This window comes from Paenibacillus sp. CCS19 (assembly GCF_033239625.1).
Classification (GTDB): domain Bacteria; phylum Bacillota; class Bacilli; order Paenibacillales; family Paenibacillaceae; genus Paenibacillus_T.
In genome coordinates, this window is the sequence record NZ_BTCK01000010.1 from 58,072 (window position 1) to 81,778 (window position 23,707).

Here is a 23,707-nt window from a genome sequence, read left to right on the forward strand (position 1 = left end):
TTTATGATTTCCGAGCATCAAGAACAAACATCGAAGCCTCTTGGCCCATGAAGATTTTGTCCCCGGTATAAATCGTTTCTGACTGAATATCCCGATAGCCGATTCTCGACATCCGATCTCTGAGCTCTTCTTGATGGAATCCGTTATGAACGAAATCCGAGACGACCTTGTCATTCTTATCGAAGTCGACGATAACAAGATGTCCGCCATCCTGAAGAACATTGAACAATCTCGCCAGAACGAAATCGACATCTTTAATATGCAGCAGAACTTGAGCCATCATAATATAGTCCGCACGCAGATCCGATAAATCATCCGTCTCGAAATCGAAGCACAACGTATCCGCGTTCTGAATGCCGGCATCGTTGATCTTCTGCTGAATCTGACGGATCATATTCGGTGATGTGTCGAGAAACAGCATCGATTGAAACTCGTTGACCAGATTCATGCCGACAAGGCCCGTGCCGCAGCCAAAATCAATCGCGCTCTTGGTTGTGGCATCATCCATATATCGACGAATCGCGTCCGAGGATATCTTCGCAATATGAATTCTTTCAGGCGTGTCGTACGTGCTTGCAATCATTTCGAACTTATCGGTATTACCCATCCTATCGCTCCTGTCTGTCCTATTCTAAGAACTACAACCTTTCAGCTTGCCCTCTGTAAGGCTTATCGTAACACTCCATCTGCAATTATCAAAGGACAAAGCAATACTAGTCGAGTTTCTTCCGACCAGACAAAGAAGAAACATGTACTAACGGTTCCGTCACATCAAATAAGCCGCATCGTATGTAACGATGCGGCTCGAATTTATGTCTGCTGTTTGGTGTATATGATCTTCTTAATACTGCACGACGATAGGAAAAAACAATCTGCGAGCTGGTCGATGGAATCCCCAGCGCGAAAACGGCTGCGAATCTCGGCGTTGCGAAGCAGCAGTTGTTTGCGGCTGCCTGAATTCTCGCCCCATTTCTTATGCTGCCCTTTCGGCTTCGGGATATAAACCAGTTCCCCGTGCACATACTTCTGAATCTCGATCAGCAGCTCCTCCGGGAAGAGTTGCTCTGCGTTTATATATTTCATAGTAGCTCCGCTCCTTAAAATAATAAATCTTAAGGGAGCAAAGTCTGCCTACGAACACCAACCGGCTAACCCGGTCATAGCAATGGCGGATAACCACTTCCAGCTCTATACAAATTACCGCCGTTGTCCATAGGACAAACTTTGCATAGAGCGAATCGCTAAGTCATTGACGAATCGGGCCACGAGCATAACCTCCTCTTAGAACATAATAGTCTCAACAAATCCATCTGAATCGCTTATATTCCAGTTATTATAACATAACAAGGGACAGTATTTACCAATCAAATTTGCATGATGCGCGGAGAAAGCTGATGGTCGTATAAAAATGTGAGTGATTATACGTCTCTAGTATCCCCCGCTTTCAAGGCGCGGCTGACAAACTTAGTTAAAAGTGCTAGCATGTAACCTAATGATATTCGACAGATTACGACGCTAAGCATGGGGGAATTAGGACGATGTTTGAGAACCGTCACCTTGAAGTCATAATGGAAGTCCAACAGCAGATGCTGTTGTCTAACTTTGATTTGAAGCAGTTCATGCAGACGATCTGCGATCGAATGTGCCTATTAACGGATGCCGACGGTTCTACCATCGAAATGCTGGCCGGCGATGAAATGGTTTATGCCGCCGTCAGCGGCACCTTGCACCCTCATCTCGGCATTCGAATCAATAAGAACGGCAGCTTGTCCGGCTTGTGCGTAACGGAGAAGGAAATCCTGTATTCGGCGGATACGCAGCAGGACGACCGCGTCGATAAAGCGGCGACGCTGAAAGTCGGCGCAAGGAGCATGGTCTGCGTTCCCTTGTTCGAGTCAAGCAACGCTGTTGGCGTATTGAAAGTTATCTCCAGCCGTACCGATGCTTTCTCCAATCGCGATATCGAGACGCTGCAGCTGTTATCGCTCGCCTTAGGTTCGGAGCTGGGCAAGCAAATTAACTACGATGACAAGATTCGGATTCTGAACGATTACGAGCAGCTATTGATTCAGCTAAGAGCTGAGATCAAAAGACGCGAGAAGCTGGAGAGCGAACTCATTCAATTAACGGAGCGCGACATTCTGACGGGATTGCTGAATCGCAGAGGCTTTAGCGATCGCGTCCAAGGCTGGATGAATCGGGCCAGCCGCGGTGAAGGCCTATTCGGGTTGTTCTACCTCGATTTGAATAAATTCAAGCAGTGCAACGATACTTACGGACATGAAGTCGGCGACCTCGTGCTTGTAGAATTCGCGAATCGCATCAAGAAGGCTGTTCGCGAATCCGATCTGATCGCGCGCGTAGGCGGCGATGAGTTCGTGGTGGCGGCATGGCTGAAGAACGGCCGCGACGACCTGATGCAGGTCGCTCGTCGTTTGACCGAGCAATTAGAGTCGCCCATGCAGATCAAAGAGCTGCAGCTGCTCATGTCCACCAGTGTCGGCTGTACGCTGTGGACAGAGGGCAAGTCGGAGCTTGATCTCATGCGTACGGCGGACCAATCGATGTATCTCGCCAAGTCGAACGGCGCCAATCGGATTGCGGTTGATGGAGAACTCGCGGGGTAAAAAAGAAGGGATTGACCTACAAGACCGCGTTATGTGCAGTCTTGCAAGGTCAATCCCTTCTTGTCGTTCATCTAACGAACTTAATGTCCCATGCCTTGGCGCGGTTCTTCGCCTTCAGGCGGGCTTGTGCGGCGAATGAACAGACCGATGACGAGGGCGAGAATGCCCATGCACAGACCTACCCAGAATGCATTGTGCAAGCCCTCGATCATGCCTTTTAACGATTCAATCGGATCCTCGGGATTGCTGGATGTCGCGAGATAGTCCTTCGTACCGTTGGACATAATGCTGATGAACAGCGCCACGCCAATTGCGCCTGCAACTTGCTGAAGCGTGTTCATAATTGCCGTGCCATGTGGATACAATGCGCGCGGCAGCTGGTTCAGCGCCGTCGTCTGAGCAGGCATCATCACAAGTGAAATACCGATCATCATGATGATATGCACGGTGATGAGGTAGCCTTTTGTCGTATCCATATCAATGCCAGTGAACATGTAGATCGCGCCAACCACGATAGCAAGCCCCGGAATAACGAGTACACGTGGTCCAAGCTTGTCGAACAAAACGCCGGCTACCGGTGCCATCATCCCGTTGACAATGCCGCCTGGCAGCATAATAAGACCTGAAGAGAATGCCGTCAACATAAGCGGACCTTGCAAATACAGCGGCAGCAGGGTCAGCGTCGAGAACAACGTCATCATCATGACAAGCATCAGTATCGTAACGAGAGCGAACATCGGGTATTTGAATGCACGCATATCCATGACCGGGCTTTTGAGCATGATTTGACGAACAGCAAAGATTACAATGCCGAGGACACCTGCCGCAACCATCAAATACACCTCAGGATCGCTCCAGCCAAGGTCACCTGACTTACTGAATCCGTACACGACACCGCCGAAACCAATCGTCGAGAGAATGATCGACAGGATGTCTACCTTCGGCTTCGTAATTCTCGATACGTTCTTCATATAAATAGATGCAAAAATGATCGAGAAGGCCGCAAGCGGAATAACCAGGTAGAACAACCAACGCCATTCAAGCGAATCGAGAATGAGACCCGATACCGTCGGTCCGATCGCCGGAGCGACCATGATAACCAGACCGATCAATCCCATCGCTCCACCGCGTTTCTCAGGCGGGAAAATCGCAAGAATCGTGTTCATCATAACCGGCAGCATTAACCCTGTACCGAGCGCTTGTACGACACGCCCTACCAGCAGTACTTCAAACCCCGGTGCAAACGCCGCAATAATTGTACCTATTAGGAAAAATGTCATCGCGCCGATGAACATTTGCCGCGTCGTGAACCACTCTTGCAAAATCGCCGTTACCGGCACGAGCACGCCAACCACCAGCATGTAGGCGGTGGACAGCCATTGAATCGTAGAGGGCGTTACATTTAACGCCTTGATCAAATCAGGAAAAGCATTGCCGAGCAGCGTTTCGTTCAGAATTGCAACGAATGCGCCGATGATCAGTGCGATAACAATCGGGGCGCGTTTGATTTTGCTCAAATCCGGCCCTTCTGCACTCATAGCAGCTTGATTAGCAGCCTCCATTGTACTTCGTTTCCTCCTTGTTAGGTTTATCCTTACAAACACCCGCTTATGTAGCGGTAAAACCATTGCATTTTCCAATAATCGCTGACCCACTGGAAAAAGTCAACAACGTATGGGGTCAGTTGTCCTACATTCTTCAGTATGGATGCGATTCTTAAAATAATCCTTCATTCGATTATGCATAAATTTCTTTTTGTGCCGCTTTCATGCTTCATATATTATGGGGATAGATAACAATGCCAACGAAAATTCCCTTAATCGAGGATGAAATTTAGATCGACTGGATAACGATTGGATTTCGTTCTGGCGATATGTGACGGCCGCGATCCGCCAGTGCTCGCCGGGTTTCGGTCTGTCCAGTCTTCCGCTGCTGGATCAGGGCTCTTCGGTTCCGACGGAGCATATCCTGAGAGCGATGCTGCGCGATATGGAGCTTTTGCCTGACAAGGTCATAATTATACTCGACGATTACCACTGTATCGAGCTCCCCTCCATTCATGATTCGCTCAGCTATATGCTGGAGCGTTTGCCTTCCCAAGTTCGGCTTATTATTGCAAGTCGCACGGTGCCGGACATCCCGATCGCCAAGCTTCTTGTGAATGGTGAATTGAATCGCATTACGATGCATGACCTCATGTTCGAATGTAACGAGGTTATCGCTTTATTCCGTCATATGAATGGTTTCGAACTGACGAATGAGTAAGCCGATGAACTTATGCAGCGGACGGAGGGCTGGGTTACCGGCATGCAGCTGGCCGCCATCTCTATGGGCCGGAGCGCTGACATTGCCGACTCCATTAATCAAATCGATGGCCGGCAGCATCATATTTTCGATTATTTAATGGAAGAGGTGTTTCGCCGTCTTCCCGACCCGCTTCGAAATTTTATGATGGATACGTCCATCCTCCGCCGAATGAATCGCGCTTTATGCCATTATAAAGTATTCGGTTTCTTCGATGTTTTAGGCAAAAAGAAAACCTCCGGTTCCGGATTTACAATTGTAAATGCCGGCCAACAATCGGTGTACGGCATTTGGATATACAACGAAGGCGCAGTAACGTTAAATTGCAATTATGACATCCTCGTCACTAAACTGGACTAACCATTACAACAACAATAAGAGCCTGTCACCACTTCTGGTGACGGCTCTTTGTTTATCCAGGCGACCTCTCGGATTGCAAGGAACGGGATGGCCTTGTTTATTCCATGTTCAGCCCAGCGGATTTTCCGGTGGATAGAGGAAAATAACTCATCTGAATCGTCGAGACCGATTGGGACTTGGATTCTTCCCCCCTGCTGCCGGACGCGTCGTCCTGCGTTTCATCCGAGCAGCTCTTCCGGTACCTCCCCTGCTCCAATTTCATATCGATGAAATCGACGACCTGCTGCAGAGAGGCGATTTGGCTGACGATGTTCTCCCGATGGCTCCTTAAGAGCCCCACCAGTTCGGGGAACTCAGCGGGATCGGCATCCGTGGATACCGTCAGAAAAGGCCGCATTTCTTCCAGCGGCATCCCCGTTTTTTTCAGACAAGATATCAGTTGAATCGTATCGATGTCTCCCTGCCGATAGATGCGATGTCCGTTATCTTTTCTTTCCGCCCGGGGGAGCAGCGCGATCTTCTCATAATAACGAATCGTATCTTCAGAAATGCCGGTTTGCGTGGCAGTTTGTTTAATCGAGAACGTCCGCTCTTCCTTCATTCCGTTCCCTCCCAGAGTCCATTTTTGTGTGCATTATACATCTTGGTGCCGGCTCCAAGTCAAGTGCCTTATTCTTTGGACAAAACTAGGTTTTTTCCATATTGACTTGAAGTCGACTCCAAGTTATAGAGTGAGCTTCATAAGAATGATATCTAGGTATTGGGAGGAAACTGCAATGAATAAGGGACACCGCGACAACATTGCTATGATTACGGGTGCAAACGCAGGAATCGGATTGGCATTGACCCGCAAGCTGCTGTCGGACAACTGGCAGGTGGTTGCATTGAACCGCTCCGACTTTCCGTCGGACGATATGGAGATCCAAGACGCCGTTCAGAGGGGATGGCTTCGCATTTATAAAGTGGAAGATCTTGCTGACTTTGCCGCCTTGAGACGAGCTTTGGAAGTAATCAAATCCAAGGAGCAGCGGATCGATCTATTGTTCAACAACGCCGGGGGGTCCTTCACCGAGCTCAGTTATTCGAAGCAGGGACGAGAGTATCACTATGAGCTGATGACTGTCGTTCCGTATATCATTCTGATGGAATTGAAGGATCTCCTACGAAACGGCCGTTTAAAAACAGTCATTAACACCTCATCTTCAGCCCTGAAATTTACGAAGGAGTTGAATATCGAAAGTCTGGAGCGCCCCAAGACCTTCCGCAAGCTGCTTGGTCCTTATGCCGCCTCCAAGCTAGCGCTCTCGTTATGGACCCAGGCCATCGCGCCGCAGCTTGCCCAAGATGATATCAAGATTCGCAGCGTTGACCCGGGCGGCAACAACACGTTAAGGAAAGGGAAGAAATCCGGATTGCCTCCAGTAGTCGGCCTGTTGATGAAATGGTTCTTCTCTCCGCCAACCCATGGTGCCGGTAAGCTGTATGAAGGCGCACTTGGGCAGCACCGGAATGAAACCGGCGTCTTCTTATTGAAAGGGCAGGTTGCGGAATTAAAATTTAAAGATCAATCGCAGAGCATCTTGCACAGGATCAATGCCATTTATGAACATGAATTTTGTTCGTTACCCTAATGCGCTGGATCGTGTCGATCTGCCTCAGACCGGTTGCGGAATTCATATATAGAGCGCAGGCGCTGCCTGTTTGGAAAGGATTCATGCGATTTATGATTAACAATGGGGAGAATATAAACACCACTTTTTACGCTGCGGAATATACAAGTGCATAGGCATATATCCCATGCATCCTTATTCCGATCGATATCTCTGACCCTGTAAGCTTGCTGAATCGGAATAGGCACAAAGGAGTGTTCAGATTGGTGGAAAAATCGTCCCACTACTTTGTTCGAGGCAATACCGCACACGGCGCCCACTTCCTGCATAAGTCAGCCTTCGATGGGCTGAACAAAATATTCGTGCTTTCCGGCCCCCAAGGCACGGGGAAATCGACCGTTATTCGCAACCTGGCGGACAGCCAGTTGGATAAAGGCCGGCATGTGCAATGCTTCCATTCGCCTCTCCGTCCCGATGAACTGGATGGCATCATTCTAACGGAATCGAAGATCGGCATTATCGATGGCCGAGTTTGTGACGGGATCTCCGAGAATGAGGCGGATGAAATCGAGTATATTCATTTTGGCAAAGCGCTTAATTACAGTCTTATCGTACCCGAACATGCCAAGACGATCGAGGATCTGAAAGGCAAGCTTGTCAGCGCTTATTCGCAAGCCTATGAAACGTTCTTAACCGCATTGCGCATTCACGATGAATGGGAAAAGTATTATATCGAAAGCATGGATTTCGCAAAGGCCGACCAGATCAAGCAGGACTTGATTCAACAATTATTCGATGGCCATGGAAGCGATGCACCAACCGCCGGACGTCACTTATTCTTCGGGGCTGCGACTCCGAAGGGCGCTTTCGATTTTATTCAAAGCTTGACTGCTCGGCTCAACAGACGGATTTTCATCAAAGGAAGACCGGGATCCGGCAAATCGACAATGCTCAAGAAGCTTGCCGCCGCTGCCGAACAGAAAGGAATCGAAGTCGAGGTGTTCCATTGCGGCTTTGATCCGAACAGCCTGGATATGTTGATCTTCCCGGCGCTCGGAACAGCTATCTTCGATAGTACCGCCCCGCACGAATACTTTCCTGACCGGGACGGCGATGAAATTTTGGATATGTACTCGCTCACTATAGCTCCAGGTACAGATGAAACCTATGCAACTCCAATAGCCGAAATTAAAGAACGTTACTCTGCGAAAATGAAAGCGGCCACCTCGCTGTTAGCGGAAGCCGAGGCCATCGATTCTCAGATTAAGGCCTACTATGTCGCGGCAACCGATTTCTCAATCGTGGAGGAACTCAGGCTGCAATTGCAGTCCGAGTTGAATGAACTGACGGGCTCCGCTATTTAAATGGACCTGTCGGATAAAATGAAAGGGCACCCTTGGGAGGTGCCCTTCTTGAATACCGCTATCACGGCGCCGGCGCGCTTTATTGCAAATAATGCCATCCCACTGCGTAGAGTACTATTCGCTTACAGTCGGTAGACAAACGGAGAAGGTTGTCCCTTGACCCAGACTGCTGCGAACCTCAATATCTCCGCCGTGGTCCTGAACGATTTTCTTGCAAATCGAGAGTCCCAAGCCCGTTCCATCCGTCTTCGTCGTAAAGAAAGGGTTAAAGATCTGCTTCATGTCCTGTTCCTGAATTCCCTTGCCCCTATCCTGCACTTCAGCAATTACTCTTGTCCCTTCTGTTGACAGCCTCAGCGTAACCGTGCTGTTACCGCTCTCAGCCATCGATTCGAGCGCGTTATTCACGATGTTTACGAACACTTGCACCATTTTGCTCATATCGATCCGAACCTGTGCATCCAACTTAGTATCAGCGTACACAAGCTTCAGCCCCAGATCAGCCGCCTTCGGTCCCGTTAAATACACGACCTTTTGCAAACATTCATGGAGAGAGTGGATGCGGTATGAAGAAGGGTCCGGTTTAGAGAACTGCAGAAATTCCACTGTCAGCTTGTTCATCCGGCTGGTTTCGTCCATCATAAGATCATACCAAGGCTCAATGTTGTACTGGCGCTGCTTCGAATGCTGCAGGAGCCCGCGAAGGGACGCGAGCGGATTTCTGATTTCATGCGCAAGGCCAGCCGCAAGTTCCCCCACCACCCGCATTTTCTCCTGCTCGAACATCATCTCTTCCCTTTTCATTGCTTCCTTCAGCGCGTTCTTTTGTCGCTCCATCTCGACAATGTATTGAATGATCAGTACGACCGCAAGCGAAGTCAGAAAATCCGAAGTGGAGGCGAGCAGGCTATAGATATTCATAGGCGTATAGGAAGCGCGAATAATCGTATACAGCGCAATAAATCCGAAGCCGAGAAGCACCGCTTTGATTGTCCCTTGGACATGTTGGTAGAGCGCCTTGGTCAGCAAAATAATGTAGATCGTAAAGCACCAGTTCAACTGGCTGACTTCATGGAAGCACAGCAATAGAACAAACTGCACAATCGTCATCCTCATTGGCCAGTTTGACAAAGCCTTCTCCCCTACAATGCTTACGGTGAACAAGATACCTAATGCAATAAGCAGGATACTGTTAAGTTGTTTGCCCATTGCAAAGGAAGCAACAACTACAAAAACGATGTACAAAGGTAAAACAACATGATACATCAATCGAAAAAACATATTATTCTCCTAAAAGTTAATTATTTCATGACTTTCATCTATATATTCGACAAAATCCGCGTATATCCTTTTCTAAAAATTGTCTACTTATAGTGCAAATTAGAGAAGTCTAGAACCATAACGAAATTTGCTCGAACTCAAAAAAACGCACTGCCCAGGTTAGGACAATGCGTTTAAGTGTACGATGAATCCCGTTACAGAGGAAGAACCCTCGGCCAAGCTTCTGGTGCGGCATCCATTCCGTTCGGATTGACTAAGCTGCTTACCTCTTCTCAGTGGCGAAATAAAGCATGGCCGCGACCGGAAATACGATTCCGATCCACAACGCCGTACTCCATCCGCCCGAGGCGTATGCCCATCCCCCTAAGGCAGAGCCCGCAGCGCCGCCCATAAAGAAAATGGCCATGAAAAGCCCGTTCAGACGACTACGGATGTCCGGGCTGAGCGAGAAGATCGCCCGTTGTCCGAGCACGAGATTGGCGGATACGCCAGCGTCCAATAGGATAGCCGAAACGACAAGAACGCCGACTCCTACGGGAGAGCTGCTCCGTACCAAGAGCGGAAGCAGAACGGAGATGATGACGGCAGCGAGCGCTATCCATGTTGCCGGTCGAGTCCAGCCTCGATCCGCCAGCCGGCCAGCCACTGGAGCAGCCACCGCACCTGCGACCCCTACAAGCGCGAACAAGGCAACGCCTTTTTGAGAAAAGTGATAAACCGGACCTGTCAACAGCAACGGAACTGTTGTCCAGAACAAGCTGAACGTCGCAAATACACAAGCATGATAGGCAGCGCGACGGCGCAGTATAGAAGTTGTTCGCAGCAAATGCCACATCGAACGAAGCAGAGCCGTATAAGGTGTGTTTGTGGACGGTCTTCTTGCAGGCAGCACTCTCATTAATACGATAGCCAGAACAGCAACAGCTGCAGCCGACAAAGCGAATATCGCATGCCAGCCCAAGAATTCAGCTGCCAGACTCGACAATGGACGCGAGAGCATGATTCCAAGCAGCAAGCCGCTCATGACATTGCCGACGACGCGGCCGCGCGAAGATTCGGATGCAAGATAGGATGCATAAGGAACGAGCACTTGCGCCGCGACCGCCCCTACGCCGATGGCGAACGAAGCGAACAGGAACAAGGCCGCTTGTTCCGACACTGCAGCGGCTGCAAGAGCAGCTGCTGTGAGCAGTAGGGAAACGACAACCAACCTTCGATTTTCAACCAAATCCCCCATAGGCACGACAAACAGCAATCCGACAACGTAACCAATCTGCGTCAATGTCACGATCAAGCCAGCAGTGCCCGCGGACATCCCGACCGAAGAACGAATGACGCCTACCAATGGCTGCGCGTAGTAAAGATTCGCCACAATAATACCGCACGCGGTTGCCAGAAGCAGGATTAGCCATGTAGGCAGGTTCTTCTCGTCTGCTTGCTTTTTTCCATCGGCAATTGTAATTCCAACCGGCTCGCTTCTCATACGAATGCCTCCATTCAAATACTGAACGTTTAGTTTATTAATTAGTAAGGTAATCATATACTGAACGTTTAGTTTTGTAAATAGGCATTCCATGTCCTTTTTTTCTGAGAGAGGGTATACTGGACGTATAGTTTAGATTAGGATGTCATTACATAATGGCGAAAGGCGATGATGTTGATGGAGAGCAAGAGAGGCCGGCCTCGTAATGTCGAAGCGCAGAAGTCGATCCTTTCCGCATCTTACGCGTTGTTAGTGGAACATGGCTTTGAGACGGTTACAGTCGATAAAATCGCTGAGCGCGCGCAAGTAAGCAAAGCGACGATTTATAAATGGTGGCCTAACAAGGCTGCCGTGGTCATGGACGGTTTCCTTTATGCAGCCAATGCCAGGCTCCCTCTGCCCGATACGGGTTCGGCATTGAACGATATTCTCATGCACGCCACGAACGTGGCCCGGTTCATGACGAGTCGGGAAGGCATTATCATTACGGAGCTGCTGGGTCAAGGACAATTCGATGCCGGATTGGCGGAAGCCTATCGGGCACGCTATTTCCGCCCCCGCCGACTGGAAGCAAGAAGCCTGCTGGAGAAAGGTATTGAACGCAAGGAATTGAAGCAAGACCTCGACATCGAGATAAGCATCGATCTCATTTATGGACCGATCTTCTATCGCTTGCTAGTGACCGGTGATAAGATAGATGACTCCTATGTGCAGCATCTGGTGAACCGTGCATTTGAAGGCATCCAATCTACCTAAAACTTCCACTAGCCATGGTTTAGGCAGCGCCCCTTCTGCTGATTACATAGCGAAAGGGGCTCCCCCTGTCTGGGAACCCCCCTTCTTTTCACCCTAGTGTTAAGTTACTTATACTCGCTTACCAACGTACCGGATGCATCGTAAAGCTCTGCATTGTCTTCGGACTGATCATTCCAAATTGCCTTGGTAGACCAGATCAGGGTACGAGAATACTCTTCGAAATCTGTTGTAATACCACTTTTACCTTCATTGCCGCTAGTCAAAAATACATAACAGTCCGGCCCTAAAGTAAAGCTGTCCTTAAAGGTATAGGTCTCTTTGCCATCGCTGCTTACAACCGACCAGCCCTTCAAATCTACGGTGTTTTTGTCGCTCTTGTTTCTAATCGCAACATATTCAGCCTTGCGATTGCGAGTAACAATATAAATATCCGATGGCGTCTTAGCAGGAGCCGGCTTGACTGAAGCAGGATCTGCCGGAGTCAACTTGGGATCGGCTAATATCATATTAACTAAGCCGTTACGGTCCGATTGAAAATTGATTCTTAATTCCTGAACCCCTGTAAGATCCACATCGACATTCTTTGGACTAAGGCTTGCAGAGATGCCAGAAATCGAGAGCAGTTCCTTACCATCGCCTACAATGGTCAAGGTTCCTTCGGCTGTACCGCTAAACTTGCTCTTGCCTGCTCCGATTAGACCCGTTAACCGCGTATACTTGCCGGCAAGGTTGTAGGCAGCATTTCCCCCAGTACGGATATAAGGCGGGTACGGCATATCATGCAAATACAGGCCGATTCCATTACTATAGGTCTTGCCGTTAATCGTAAAGCTGGCTTCTGCTGCTGTGTTATGTCCACCTGTGCTCCAGTTATTGATGGCTAGCATGCCCGCCTCATCTTCTGCACGGACTGGCAGATCGGTTAACTTAATCAATTGCGGAGGCTTCTTACCCACCCAGATCGTCTTCGCCTCGCCCTCCCACGTAACTTCTTTTCCTAGTGCTTCACTCACGAAACGAAGAGGTACGTAGGTGGTCCCTTCGTAAACAAAACCTTTCGTGCCTGTTGGACTCTTCTCTACCCCATCAAACATGTAACGCAGGTTCTCAAAGTAAACCTCGATTGTGGAACTATTGGCGGCATATGCCGCGGCAGCGCCTGTTAGAAGTAATGTGCATACTACTCCTAATATAAATCCTCTAATTCCTGCTCCTAGATTACGCAAGACCCTTCATCCCTTTCTAGTCTATCGAAACTATGGAAAAACATATCAGTCTATGTTTTGAATGTAAAGCATCAAGTACAATTGTTGGAAAAAAGCTATAATGATACATAGGATTGCTAGCGCTGATCGATTTTATAGGAAAAGTGGTAGATATGAGAAAAATACTATCTTTCATGGATTGGGGAATATTCGCTCTTCGTTCCTACCATTATATTTTGTTGTTGTCCCCGTTTTTCACAAAGGTTGAGTTTTCAAACCGCACATGGGTGGACATCACCTGGTTAATGGCAGCGTTTATCGTTCCCATGGTATTCTGGTTCCCCCAACGTCGGATGAACAAAGTCTGGTTTTGTTTATTGGAGCTGTTGCTGGGCGGCTCTTATTATGTCAATACGGTCCTCCATCCAGATCTCGCTTCAAAGGCGGATTACTTATTGCCGAGTCTTACAATGGGATACTTATGGACGATACATACCCTCTGGATCATTCCCGCCGTTGCATTGATTCCTTTTACCTTCCAGTCTCATTTGAGATTGTCTTGGGAACATACCCTTGGTATCGGAACAGACAACCTTCTATTCTGCTTCATCGGCATATGGGCAAGCACCGTAGCCAATGCGTATTATCAGAAGAATGAACTGGTGGCTGAAGTGGAGGAGCAAAACAAGCTGCTCACCCACTACGCCGCTGAGATTAAGAGAATGACTCTGCTTGAAGAGCGCAACCGCATGTCCAAGGAGCTTCACGATACGCTGGGACACTCCTTTATCTCGCTCATTATGAGCCTTGATGCTTCCATTGCCCTTCTGGATCACAAACCTGCCGAGGTCAAAGACCGGTTAATTCGTTTAAGAGCATTGGCGGAGAGCAATCTGGACGAAATGAGAAGCATTGTCCACGAGATGGGCGACGAAGAGGAAGCGAATCTTATCCAACAGGTTGAGGCGCTCGCAGCCAGTTTCCAGGAGCACACGAGAACAGTCGTGACTCTGAGTCTGCCGGGGAAAGAGCCGATGATGCGTTTTGAAATGCGACAAACGATACTTCGAGTCATTCAGGAGTCTTTTACGAACGCGATAAAGCATGGAAAAGCATCTCATCTGCAACTGGAGCTTACGTTTTCCGAGTCCATTCTGCTATTGTCCATTCGAAATAATGGCAAACCGATTGATAATCTGGTATATGGCTTCGGTCTGACTGCCATGCAGCAACGAGTCGAGCAGCTAGGCGGCAGCCTGTTCGTGTCATCTGAAGTGGGAGCTTCCGTGACCACCGAAGTCAGGTGCGAGATTCCTCTGAAGGGAGTGATAAGGCATGGCAACAATTAAAGTGCTGCTTGCCGATGATCAGGAATTGATTCTGGAGAGTCTTCGCATCGTATTATCCATGGAAGAAGATTTGGAAATCGTCGGGGTATCCAAGAATGGCGAGGAAGCAGTCAGACATTGTGAGCAGTTTCAGCCGGATATTGTGTTGATGGATATCAATATGCCGGTGATGGACGGCGTTGCCGCAACAGCACAGATTAAAGAGCGGATGCCTGTAACGAAAGTGATTATACTGACCTCCTACCGGGAAGTAGACTATGTGCTGGCGGCGTTAAGCCATGGCGCAGAAGGTTATTTGCTCAAGGCCATCCATCCTAGGGAATTGGCTGCGGGCATAAGGGTGGTTCACGCGGGTGGGACTTTAATCACACAGGAGATGGCAAGTAAAATGATTAAAAGCATGAACCAGACCTCCGCCCCGAAAAGCAATGAATACGGGCTCAGTACGCGCGAGATTGAGGTGCTGCATAAGCTGGCCTCAGGCATGCGCAACCAAGACATCGCCGAGGCGTTGTTTCTTAGTGAAGGAACGGTTAAGAATTACATTTCAGCGATTTATTCGAAGCTGAATGTGAGCGGAAGGCGTGAAGCGACCCGTAAGGCCCGAGATTCAGGAATCTTAGATCACTAAGAGGCCATTAGCCATAAAGCCAGCATCTTATTATAGTTGCTGGCTTATTTGCGTAAGTCTATGACCAAATACTGACCAAAGCGCACTTTCTCTTTATGACTTTTTTTCCCTACACTTATCCTCATACAAATGTGAAATAGAGGAGCTGAAACAAGACATGAAGAACAGGCTTATGGAGAAGCAGCACAATAGCGGGAAATTAAGCAGATGGGGTTCATTTTGGCGCTTGCCAATCGTTTGGCTGATTACGGGTGCCATCGGTATTATTCTGGCGGATTCGATATTCCGGACGCTTGCAGATCAAGCAGAGGCAATTGGTTCTCTACTCATTACACTTGCAGAGGGCTTTATTGTCATCATGGTCTACAAGCTTACAATGAAATACCTAGCTCGCCGGTCAACTCCTGAGTTGCCAATACAACGCGCAGGAGTTGAAGCTGGGTTGGGACTGCTATTAGGGATACTCTTTATCCTAGTGTCCACTTTTATTATTGTTGCTGCGGGCGGTTACTCCCTTCACTGGGCGGGTGCTGCAGATATGGGTTCTGTTCTGTTACCCTCCATTGTGTCAGCCATAGGCGCGGCCATCGTCGAGGAGCTTATCTTTCGCGGACTTATGTTTCAAGCCATTCACAAGTGGGGTGGTCAATGGCTTGCACTCGCTGTGACCTCATTATTCTTCGGAGTTGCCCATCTTGGGAATACAGGGTCAACACTATGGAGTGGCTTTGCAATAACCATTGAAGCAGGTGTTCTGCTCGGAGCCGCATTCTTATGGCGGCGAAACCTGTGGTTTGCCATGGGGCTTCATTTTGGCTGGAATGCACTAGAAGGCTTGCTCGGCATTCCTGTTTCTGGACATATAACACCCGGTCTCTATTCTGTGAAAGTGAACGGTTCTGCACTTCTTACAGGGGGAGAGTTTGGTCTTGAGGGCTCTATTGTTCCGGTTGTGATCAGCCTTATGATTGCCATTCCCATGCTGATTAGTGCTGCACGAAATCGGGCACCGCTAGGAAATCGCTGAACGCCGGTTCATGCTTTGGGCGGTATAGATTAATGAATAAAGGGCTGCCTTGGCAGCCCTCTCGTTGATCTATCGTACCCAATCTTCGACTTAACCTTCGGTTTATGATTTCTCAATCAGACGACCGTTCTCCAAGTAAAGAACACGATCACATAGCGGCAGCACCCGTTCGTCATGCGTAACCATAACGGCACTCTTTCCTCGTTCCTTAGCTTCTCCCGCAATCATCCGTACGACGTCCATTCCTCTAGAGGCATCTAGACTTGCCGTCGGTTCGTCCGCTAATAGTACGGCCGGATCATTCATAAGCGCTCTTGCGATTGCGACGCGCTGACGCTCACCGCCTGACAGTTTATCGGGATAGGCACTGCCGCGGTGGTCTAAGCCCAGCTTATGAAGCAGCTCCCTAATCCGTTTATTCGCCTTCACTTTGTTCATGCTCCCCAGCTTGGCGACCAGCATCAACTGTTCTTCCACCTTCAAGTACGGAATTAAGTTGGCGCTTTGAAAAATAAATCCGATCTTAGTCAGCCGCATATCGGACAACGCTTGCTTCTCTTTACCGACGACCGGTTCTCCATCTAGCAGTACGCCGCCGCTTGTCGGCTCTAGGAGCGCGCCCGCTATCGAAAGGAACGTGCTCTTGCCGGATCCGGAGGGCCCCATAACAGCGACAAATTCCCCTTCCGATACTTGCAAGCTTAAATGATCGAGCACCGTTCGCTGCATGCCGCCATCCTCGAATGTGTGCGTAATATTGTCCAGCACCAATCTGTGTCTCATGCCGCACTCCTCCCAATCGCATCCAGCGCATCTATTCGGGTTACTTTCCAGATGGAAAGCAATGATCCGGCTAGCGACATCGCAATAAAGGCGCCGCTAGTATACACCAGCGTAGAGGGTTGAAGTTGAAACGGCATTCCAGCAGGCAGGACAGCTTCGACCGCTTGAATAAGCAGCATACTGACGATAAGACTCCCTGTCGATAATAACAACACTTGAAAGGTAACGCTTCTTATTAGGTAAGCCGTCCTTGTGCCAATGGCCTTCAAAATGCCGAACTGACTGCTCTTCTGGATCGTGATGACATAGAAAAACACCGCTAGGACAAAGGAAGAGATGATAAACAAGAAAACGATCATCATCCAAAGCGAACCCTGTTCCTCCTTGTACCCAGGGATAGCCGAAACAGCCTCTGCTTTGGTAACGATCTCTGAATCCGGGAAGGCTGTAACAAGCTGCTCTACTTGATGCTTATTTGCTTTAAGGGCAATCGCATTATAGATCTTGTCCTCTCCGGCTCCCTCTGTGCCTGACCGTGTAATTGTTTTCGCCTGAAGTTGCTGCCAGTCATGCAGATTCAGCAGAATCACTGGCGAGTGGCTGAACGATTCATGACTGACAAAACCGCTAACCGTCCATTTTAAGCCGGAAGCCTGATCAACCAGTATCGTGCCGAGACCAACTCCCGAATCCTTCAGCTTGCGATCTACAACCACTTGCCCGGTAGCACTCGACGTGATTGCTGCGCCTTCGGTCGCCTTCGGCATCAACCAACCTCCCGGATCCATGCCAAAAAGGGTCACGTCCAGCTTGGCAGTCGTCCCTTCCGTCATCACGGTGGTCATCCTGATGCTAAGCGGCTGCACGTTCTCTTGTCCTGCAATAGAGGCTGCTTGTACCGCTGCTTCTTTGCTGAGTTGTGAACGGGTGAAGCGATGATTCGAATCCTTCTCCATCATAAAATGCGTAGCGTCCATATTCTGAATCGATGCCCCGTTATCATAAGCGAGCCCTTGCGCAAGTCCGGTAACGAACAGAACCAGGAAAGCGACTAGCAGCATAATGATTGCAATCAGCGAATAACGAACTTTAGCAAATCTCATTTCTCGAATAGCCAGATACATTGTGCTTCCCTCCTCTTGGATGACTCCAGTGTAGGAAGCGAATATAAATGGCGCATAAATAACAAATTACAATTTGGGAAGCGTCACCGTAAAGCTGGTGCCTGCCCCTGGCGCGCTGCTCACTTCGATCGTTCCCTCGTGCAGTTGCACAACTCTCTTCACAATGGCCAGTCCTAAGCCCGTTCGACCCGAATCACGTTCCCGTGCGCGATCGACACGGTAGAAGCGATCGAATAGATAAGGCAAATGCTCCGGTGCTATCCCTTCTCCCGAATCCGAAATAACGACCCGTATATGCGACGGCATCTCCTCTGCATACACTTCGATGCTTCGGCCCGAAGGAATATGGTTCACCGCATTGCTGAGCAAATTGGTCCATACTTGCATAAGAAGCACTTGATCGCCGTGAACCGAGATGGTTTCCGGAACGGATAGCTTTAGCAGCAGATTGTTCTCTTCCAGCTGCCATTGCAGCATTTCTACGGCTTGACGGACATCGCTGCGTAAGGAGAACTTCTTCTTGTTCAGCGCCTCTTCTCCCTGTTCTAGCGAAGAGAGCAGCAGAAGCTGTTTGCTCAGCATGGAGAGGTGGCGGCTCTCCGCTTCCACAATCGAGGCATATTGGAGGCGTTCCTCTTGCGACAAATCGACTTGCGACAATACCTTAGCGAATCCCTGAATGGAAGTAAGCGGCGACTGGATTTCATGCGATACATTGGACACAAACTGCTGGCGTGCCGTATCGACCCGCTCCAGTTCTCGGCTCATCGTCATGAAATGCTCGGCTAGTTGACCAATCTCATCCCGTCTTCCCGTCGTTAGCCGAAGATTATAGTTTCCCTGCGCCAGACGTTTGGTCGCTTCGGTCAATCGGGTTATCGGCTTGACGATATAACGAGTACTGACCAAGAAGAGCACGATGCTAATAACGATCGTCAACAATCCGATCAATGCAAAGAAGGTGCGGAGCTCGCCGAACTGCAGCAGTACATCCGGCCGCATGAATAAGGCGAACGTTTTCCCGGATGCATGGACGGGTACGCCTACCGTATTGCTTAAACGATTCTCGAAGAAGCCGGTAATGAATGGCTTATTCGGATATTGCGCCACACCGTGATAGATGCTGCCGTCAAGAACGAGCTTGATATCACTCTTGTCTAGATCTTGCCCCCGGAAGCTGCTCCCGTAGAAGTGCGATTCCGCTTGTCCATCCGTCACATATATTTCGTACCCCAGAGCGGCTGCATTGCGAAGATAGGGTTCCATACCTGAAGGATCGAATTCAATAAAACTCTTCATATTCTCGGCAATGGATACAAGCTTCTCGTCGTTATACGGTTTGAGCTTCATGTGATAGTAAATGTTGGAGGCGAGGAACCCCAGCATGCTGCTAATGAAGATGACCGCTAACGTGATTAGAATGACGCGATAGTACAAACTTTTCATTTGTCCCTCACCACAATCTTGTAGCCGATGCCTCGGACCGTCTGAATAACAAAGTCGTCCGCGTAATCGGCAAAGCGCTGACGAAGTCTGTTGATATGTACATTGACCGTATTATCGTCGCCTTCATAATCCTGACCCCATACGAGACGGATCAACTCGTCACGGGAAAACAGACGTCCCGGGTACTGCGCCAATTGAGCGAGCAATTCAAACTCTTTCATCGGAAGCAAGAGAACTGATTGACCGTCGTTCACTTCTACGTTTTTGCGATCTATCGTAATGCGATGCATCCGAATGATGTCATCGGCCACCCGATTATAGCGGCGAAACAAAGCTTTAACCCGGAAAAGCAGCTCTTCCGGCTCGAACGGCTTGGTTACATAGTCGTCCGTTCCCTTTAGATAACCTTGTTCTTTATCCGATAGCTGATCCTTGGCCGTGAGCAAAATAATCGGAATGTCGTAATGCTGCCGTATATGTTCACACAACTCAAACCCATCCATATGAGGCATCATCACATCAATGATCGCGATATCTATAGGCGAATGCTCCATGACCTTTACCGCCTCGACCCCGTCACGAGCCTCATGCACGCTATATCCTTCACGGGACATGACATAACGCACCAACGCTCTAATATTCGGATCGTCGTCTGCCAGCAGCAGATGGTTCATATTAACCCCCCAGTCTCGGAATTTTGATCCAGTGCATCCCTTCAAGCATCAACGCCCGCGATTTAGGCAGCAGCGACACCCCTAATCCGAAGATTGGCTAGCCGCACGTTGAACATTGGATCGGCGGGAGCGGAAGCAATACCTCGAATTCGGCGCCGCCTTCCCTTCGATTGCGAACCTCTATCCTGCCTCCGTGTGCCATTCGATGAATCCCCCTGATAAAACCGTTCGAACACCTCAATGCCACTCATCCCGGGCAGCATCCAGTCAAGCAAGACGATCTCCGGCTTCTCGGCGCGGGTTGTGTAGATCGCCGTCCGCCCGTCCGAAGCGATCAAGATCCGAAATCCCTCTTGCTCCAGAAACCCCCTCATCGTATTCCGCATATTCTGTTCATCTTCCACAATCAGAATTGTCGACATCATATCGTATCCCCTAAACGATTTTCACCATTATAGCATGAACATCGATGATCAGACGGCGGCATAAAAACAACAGATCGTCTCCAAATGTTCTACACATCTATCGCTTATAGTTACAACTAATCAACACACTTAAGGAGGAAAATACATGATTTCTAACACTCCACTCGTATTCGCAACCCGTATTGGCCTAACGCTGTTTACCATCTTTATCGTGCTGCTGCACATGCTGCAACCAGAAGTGACCTTTCTGTACGATGCCATGAGCTACTATGTGCATGGCCCGGGCGGGTGGCTGCTCCCGGCAAGCCTTACAGCACTGGGGCTCGGTTCGCTGACTTTGTCGCTGGAGCTGGTTCGAAGGACTCGCGGAAAGCTCGGATACGCAGGCATTACGTGCCTGGCGCTTTGGGGTATATCCTTGCTCATTGCGGCCGTCTTCCCGACCGATCCTATCGGAAGCTGGGATAAGCTCCCGTCCACCAGCGGCATGATTCACTTCGCGGCCGCGATAGTATCCTTTATCTTCCTCGTCATCGCCGTCACTTTGTTGACCCGAAAGCTGGGCAACGACCCGAGATGGAGTACTGTGAAGAAGAGCATGGTTTGGCTGGCGGGGTTAACGGCCGTTTCGTTTCTTCTGCTCATGGTTTCTATCGTCTCCATCTTTGCCTCGAGCGGCGCTCCTCTATATTTCGGATTAACGGAGCGCCTGTTTATCTTCATAGGAGCAGGCTGGATCGGTCTTGCTGCGGCAGGATTACGGCAGGGTTCGTGAGCAGGTTGGCAATCAGTAGCTTTGGCGAGGTAAGTTTCGCTGTCCACAAAGGCAAATGAAAGGCCATCCTATGTGGATGGCCTTTCATTTGAAATAGTGTAGAAAGCGAAGTAATTACAGAAATGCGAAAACCATATTAATTCAATCAAAGTTCAATGATTATCACGAGTATTGTGCCTGAAGAACAAGTGATTTGATCATAAAATTCGCCCTACCGAACAGATATCATTTTATGAAACATCTCGTCTAATAACATTATTTCTGCTTTTTGGTTGACGGCATGATTCCCAAGCTTTACATCAATGATGAAGTCATTGCTCAGCATCTGACGGTAACGATCAATTATATCGTTGACAGGCAATTCTCCCAACGCTTTCGTTTCAGGTGGGATTACCGAAATTCCGGCTTGTTCTACCAGATGAATGTTCTGTTTGATATCTGCGGCGATCTTACTAAGCGTGCTTACACTTCTTGCCGTCTCTATATCCATCATTCCATCATTCGTATAGAAATGCTTGTTGACGATAGCCAACGCAGTATGCGAAATATGGAATGACTGAATGTCTTTTTGGATTTCATAATGCAAATCCGCCGATTCAAATATATGGGCAAGCTCTTTCACTCTTTCGGTTATCTGTCCATTTATTTCACCGAATATGGTTCCTTGATGTTTCTCGGAACCGAATTGGGCATATAGAACATCTTCTTTGATGTCTCCGCCAGCGCCCGGAAATCCCGGAAGTAAGCGATCGCCCACGATTTCAAGCCAAGAGTCATATCCAATGGTGTTGGTCAAGGTGACGATGGTCTTGCTCCGATTATGCTTGATCGCAGCTAGGGCAGAATCGGCCTGATCATATCTGACTGGAACCAGAATAAAATCATAAATGTCGTCGTTATCAAGTTTCTCGATCGTCTTGATTGATATTTTCCTGTTCGTTCCATTATCGTTATATTTCAGTCCTTCCCTTTTCAGCGCCTCCAGTCTCTTTCTTCGTGCCAGTATAGTTACGTCTAGTCCCGACTGCGCTAAGCGGAGTGCATATACACTGCCAATCACGCCGGCGCCAAATATCAAAATTCTATGTGGTTTGGTGTTCAATATGACCCTTCCTTTCAAAGGATAAGTCACAGATTATTTATACGATACCTGTTTGATTAGATGATAATATCGCATGCTTTTGATTTCAACCGACAGAGTTTGAGGAAAGTCGTGTAGACGACATATTGCGATATTTGATGATTACAACTTTATAAAGCAAAATATTTACTAAAAGGTGGGAGCAGGTGATTCGTCTATTTTCATGCGGAGTAAACTATAAGGCTTCTGCCGCAGGTCATTTCCATAATGAAATCTTGACTGCCGATGTAGTTGGTTCACGATGAAATATAAGTATTGGTCGGGACCAATAGAAAAAGTATCCGGCCATAAAATTCTTGGATCATGTGCGATGGTTTCCATTATTCCATTCGGCAATATCTTTCGAATACTATTGTTTTCATAGTCTCCAGCATAAACGTTTCCTTTTGCACCGGTGATCATTCCATCTGAAGCACCTTTTTCTCCCCAATACTTCACGTGATCCTGTAAATTCATGTCCGATATGGTTCGGTCTCTTAGGGCTTCCGTTGAGATCGAGTACAGATGACGACTGGAGAGAGGACAAAAATACAACGTCTTGCCGTCCGGGGAAATCGCTATGCCATCGGATGCTAATCTGAACGGTGAAGAAGATCCGTCTTTGTTTCGATTCATCAGGATTTCACCTTCGACTTTCGGTAAGAAAAAGCGATCGGGCGAGGTTGAATTTGCTCCGTTTAACCGTCTCCAGGCATAGCCCGTTTCTAAATCAACGACAATTATGGCACCAGGACCTCGGGAAGACGAATCCGTTATATAAGCGTAACCTGCCTTACCAACACGAAAATCAAATCTTACATCATTCAGATAAGTGGTTGGCAGGACAATATCATCCGTAAATGTATATACACTTCTTATGGAATTTGAATTTAAATCTACACCGACTAACTTCGCTCCACCCTTGATGGGTTCTGAGAAATTAGGCGCTCCCGTATCCAGCACCCAAAGCGTTCCTTTTCCATCAGCAACCACACTTTGGACACTAACAAAGGACGTTGTGATATTCGAAGGGCTTACCACATTGGCGTCTAAACTAGGATAAGGCTGTAATGTACCGTGAACGATTTCAGCCACCGTAAACTTAACGTCGTCTCCCCATTTCGGAAAGCAAATGAAAATACGCCCCGTTTCCGAAACAGTAACACCTGTAGGCATGGCTCCGTAAAATAAAAAAACCGCCTCAAATTTACCGAAATACTTTTCACTCGGTAACATCACTTGTATAAAATCCCCCTCGACAAGTTCGGGCTGCTATCGCCTATTTATATGACTGAATGTGGTTCAATTAGCCTGGATATTAAAATAATTTTACAGGATCCCTAGCAGCCCTTCACAATTGGAT

At 48.5% G+C, this 23,707-nt stretch carries 24 protein-coding genes; 10 read left to right on the plus strand and 14 right to left on the minus strand.

Features of this window, described 5'->3' with window-relative positions:
- Position 1: 1 nt before the first annotated feature.
- Both SBI19_RS09670 and SBI19_RS09675 read right to left on the minus strand, forming a co-directional pair.
- The gene (locus SBI19_RS09670; RefSeq protein WP_317967440.1) at positions 2-607 is read right to left on the minus strand and encodes a class I SAM-dependent methyltransferase; all 606 of its coding nucleotides are present in this window, start codon (positions 605-607) and stop codon (positions 2-4) included.
- A gap of 203 nt (positions 608-810) precedes the next feature.
- Complete coding sequence (locus tag SBI19_RS09675) at positions 811-1,083, minus strand: CD3324 family protein (RefSeq protein ID WP_317967442.1); 273 nt, start codon at positions 1,081-1,083, stop codon at positions 811-813.
- Between the two features lie 455 nt (positions 1,084-1,538).
- Between SBI19_RS09675 and SBI19_RS09680 the strand changes: the two genes are divergently transcribed.
- Positions 1,539-2,627, plus strand: a complete 1,089-nt coding sequence (locus SBI19_RS09680) for a sensor domain-containing diguanylate cyclase (protein WP_317967444.1) — start codon at positions 1,539-1,541, stop codon at positions 2,625-2,627.
- Between the two features lie 80 nt (positions 2,628-2,707).
- On the opposite strand, the gene SBI19_RS09685 is transcribed toward SBI19_RS09680, so the two are convergent.
- Positions 2,708-4,165, minus strand: coding sequence for a DHA2 family efflux MFS transporter permease subunit (locus SBI19_RS09685; RefSeq protein WP_483312267.1), 1,458 nt, complete (start codon positions 4,163-4,165; stop codon positions 2,708-2,710).
- A 337-nt stretch (positions 4,166-4,502) separates the two neighbouring features.
- Here SBI19_RS09685 and SBI19_RS09690 point away from each other — a divergent pair, with 337 nt between their 5' ends.
- Together SBI19_RS09690 and SBI19_RS09695 are read left to right on the plus strand one after the other, a co-directional pair.
- Positions 4,503-4,892 (plus strand): hypothetical protein, encoded by a 390-nt coding sequence (locus SBI19_RS09690; RefSeq protein ID WP_317967448.1) that lies wholly within the window; start codon positions 4,503-4,505, stop codon positions 4,890-4,892.
- A 42-nt stretch (positions 4,893-4,934) separates the two neighbouring features.
- The gene (locus tag SBI19_RS09695) at positions 4,935-5,291 is read left to right on the plus strand and encodes a winged helix-turn-helix domain-containing protein (RefSeq protein ID WP_317967450.1); all 357 of its coding nucleotides are present in this window, start codon (positions 4,935-4,937) and stop codon (positions 5,289-5,291) included.
- A gap of 97 nt (positions 5,292-5,388) precedes the next feature.
- On the opposite strand, the gene SBI19_RS09700 is transcribed toward SBI19_RS09695, so the two are convergent.
- Positions 5,389-5,892, minus strand: coding sequence for a MerR family transcriptional regulator (locus SBI19_RS09700; protein WP_317967452.1), 504 nt, complete (start codon positions 5,890-5,892; stop codon positions 5,389-5,391).
- A 175-nt stretch (positions 5,893-6,067) separates the two neighbouring features.
- Between SBI19_RS09700 and SBI19_RS09705 the strand changes: the two genes are divergently transcribed.
- Entirely contained in the window at positions 6,068-6,922 is an 855-nt protein-coding gene (locus SBI19_RS09705; RefSeq protein ID WP_317967454.1) for an SDR family NAD(P)-dependent oxidoreductase, read from the plus strand.
- Between the two features lie 242 nt (positions 6,923-7,164).
- Positions 7,165-8,265 carry a PRK06851 family protein gene (locus SBI19_RS09710; RefSeq protein WP_483312264.1) on the plus strand — a complete coding sequence of 367 codons (1,101 nt, stop codon included), beginning with the start codon at positions 7,165-7,167 and terminating at the stop codon, positions 8,263-8,265.
- Between the two features lie 114 nt (positions 8,266-8,379).
- On the opposite strand, the gene SBI19_RS09715 is transcribed toward SBI19_RS09710, so the two are convergent.
- Together SBI19_RS09715 and SBI19_RS09720 are read right to left on the minus strand one after the other, a co-directional pair.
- On the minus strand, positions 8,380-9,396 hold the full coding sequence (locus SBI19_RS09715) for a two-component system sensor histidine kinase NtrB (protein ID WP_317967458.1): 1,017 nt from the start codon (positions 9,394-9,396) through the stop codon (positions 8,380-8,382).
- A gap of 412 nt (positions 9,397-9,808) precedes the next feature.
- Positions 9,809-11,002, minus strand: a complete 1,194-nt coding sequence (locus SBI19_RS09720; protein ID WP_317967599.1) for an MFS transporter — start codon at positions 11,000-11,002, stop codon at positions 9,809-9,811.
- A gap of 204 nt (positions 11,003-11,206) precedes the next feature.
- Between SBI19_RS09720 and SBI19_RS09725 the strand changes: the two genes are divergently transcribed.
- Complete coding sequence (locus SBI19_RS09725; protein ID WP_317967460.1) at positions 11,207-11,785, plus strand: TetR/AcrR family transcriptional regulator; 579 nt, start codon at positions 11,207-11,209, stop codon at positions 11,783-11,785.
- Between the two features lie 104 nt (positions 11,786-11,889).
- On the opposite strand, the gene SBI19_RS09730 is transcribed toward SBI19_RS09725, so the two are convergent.
- Complete coding sequence (locus SBI19_RS09730) at positions 11,890-13,011, minus strand: lamin tail domain-containing protein (protein WP_317967462.1); 1,122 nt, start codon at positions 13,009-13,011, stop codon at positions 11,890-11,892.
- Between the two features lie 152 nt (positions 13,012-13,163).
- Here SBI19_RS09730 and SBI19_RS09735 point away from each other — a divergent pair, with 152 nt between their 5' ends.
- The 3 genes from SBI19_RS09735 to SBI19_RS09745 all read left to right on the plus strand — a co-directional run bounded on the left by SBI19_RS09735 (position 13,164) and on the right by SBI19_RS09745 (position 15,997).
- Positions 13,164-14,339: a sensor histidine kinase gene (locus SBI19_RS09735; protein ID WP_317967464.1), complete on the plus strand. Its 1,176-nt coding sequence runs from the start codon at positions 13,164-13,166 to the stop codon at positions 14,337-14,339.
- Positions 14,326-14,970: a response regulator gene (locus tag SBI19_RS09740; RefSeq protein ID WP_317967466.1), complete on the plus strand. Its 645-nt coding sequence runs from the start codon at positions 14,326-14,328 to the stop codon at positions 14,968-14,970. The genes SBI19_RS09735 and SBI19_RS09740 overlap by 14 nt, the downstream gene beginning before the upstream one ends.
- Before the next feature lie 157 nt (positions 14,971-15,127).
- The gene (locus tag SBI19_RS09745) at positions 15,128-15,997 is read left to right on the plus strand and encodes a CPBP family intramembrane glutamic endopeptidase (protein ID WP_317967468.1); all 870 of its coding nucleotides are present in this window, start codon (positions 15,128-15,130) and stop codon (positions 15,995-15,997) included.
- 102 nt (positions 15,998-16,099) lie between these two features.
- Here SBI19_RS09745 and SBI19_RS09750 read toward each other — a convergent pair whose 3' ends face one another.
- The 5 genes from SBI19_RS09750 to SBI19_RS09770 form a co-directional block, all read right to left on the minus strand.
- Entirely contained in the window at positions 16,100-16,780 is a 681-nt protein-coding gene (locus tag SBI19_RS09750; RefSeq protein WP_317967470.1) for an ABC transporter ATP-binding protein, read from the minus strand.
- On the minus strand, positions 16,777-17,904 hold the full coding sequence (locus tag SBI19_RS09755) for an ABC transporter permease (RefSeq protein WP_317967472.1): 1,128 nt from the start codon (positions 17,902-17,904) through the stop codon (positions 16,777-16,779). The genes SBI19_RS09750 and SBI19_RS09755 overlap by 4 nt, the downstream gene beginning before the upstream one ends.
- A gap of 66 nt (positions 17,905-17,970) precedes the next feature.
- Positions 17,971-19,350: a sensor histidine kinase gene (locus SBI19_RS09760; RefSeq protein ID WP_317967474.1), complete on the minus strand. Its 1,380-nt coding sequence runs from the start codon at positions 19,348-19,350 to the stop codon at positions 17,971-17,973.
- Positions 19,347-20,024 (minus strand): response regulator transcription factor, encoded by a 678-nt coding sequence (locus tag SBI19_RS09765; protein WP_317967476.1) that lies wholly within the window; start codon positions 20,022-20,024, stop codon positions 19,347-19,349. Before SBI19_RS09765 ends, SBI19_RS09760 begins: the two co-directional genes overlap by 4 nt.
- Positions 20,025-20,086: 62 nt before the next feature.
- A complete protein-coding gene (locus SBI19_RS09770) occupies positions 20,087-20,449 on the minus strand; it encodes a response regulator (protein WP_317967478.1) in 363 nt (120 codons plus the stop codon).
- A gap of 145 nt (positions 20,450-20,594) precedes the next feature.
- Here SBI19_RS09770 and SBI19_RS09775 point away from each other — a divergent pair, with 145 nt between their 5' ends.
- Entirely contained in the window at positions 20,595-21,224 is a 630-nt protein-coding gene (locus SBI19_RS09775; RefSeq protein ID WP_317967480.1) for a DUF998 domain-containing protein, read from the plus strand.
- A gap of 211 nt (positions 21,225-21,435) precedes the next feature.
- On the opposite strand, the gene SBI19_RS09780 is transcribed toward SBI19_RS09775, so the two are convergent.
- Positions 21,436-22,326, minus strand: a complete 891-nt coding sequence (locus SBI19_RS09780; RefSeq protein ID WP_317967482.1) for a ketopantoate reductase family protein — start codon at positions 22,324-22,326, stop codon at positions 21,436-21,438.
- A 168-nt stretch (positions 22,327-22,494) separates the two neighbouring features.
- Positions 22,495-23,580 carry an L-dopachrome tautomerase-related protein gene (locus tag SBI19_RS09785; RefSeq protein WP_317967602.1) on the minus strand — a complete coding sequence of 362 codons (1,086 nt, stop codon included), beginning with the start codon at positions 23,578-23,580 and terminating at the stop codon, positions 22,495-22,497.
- Positions 23,581-23,707: the final 127 nt, after the last annotated feature.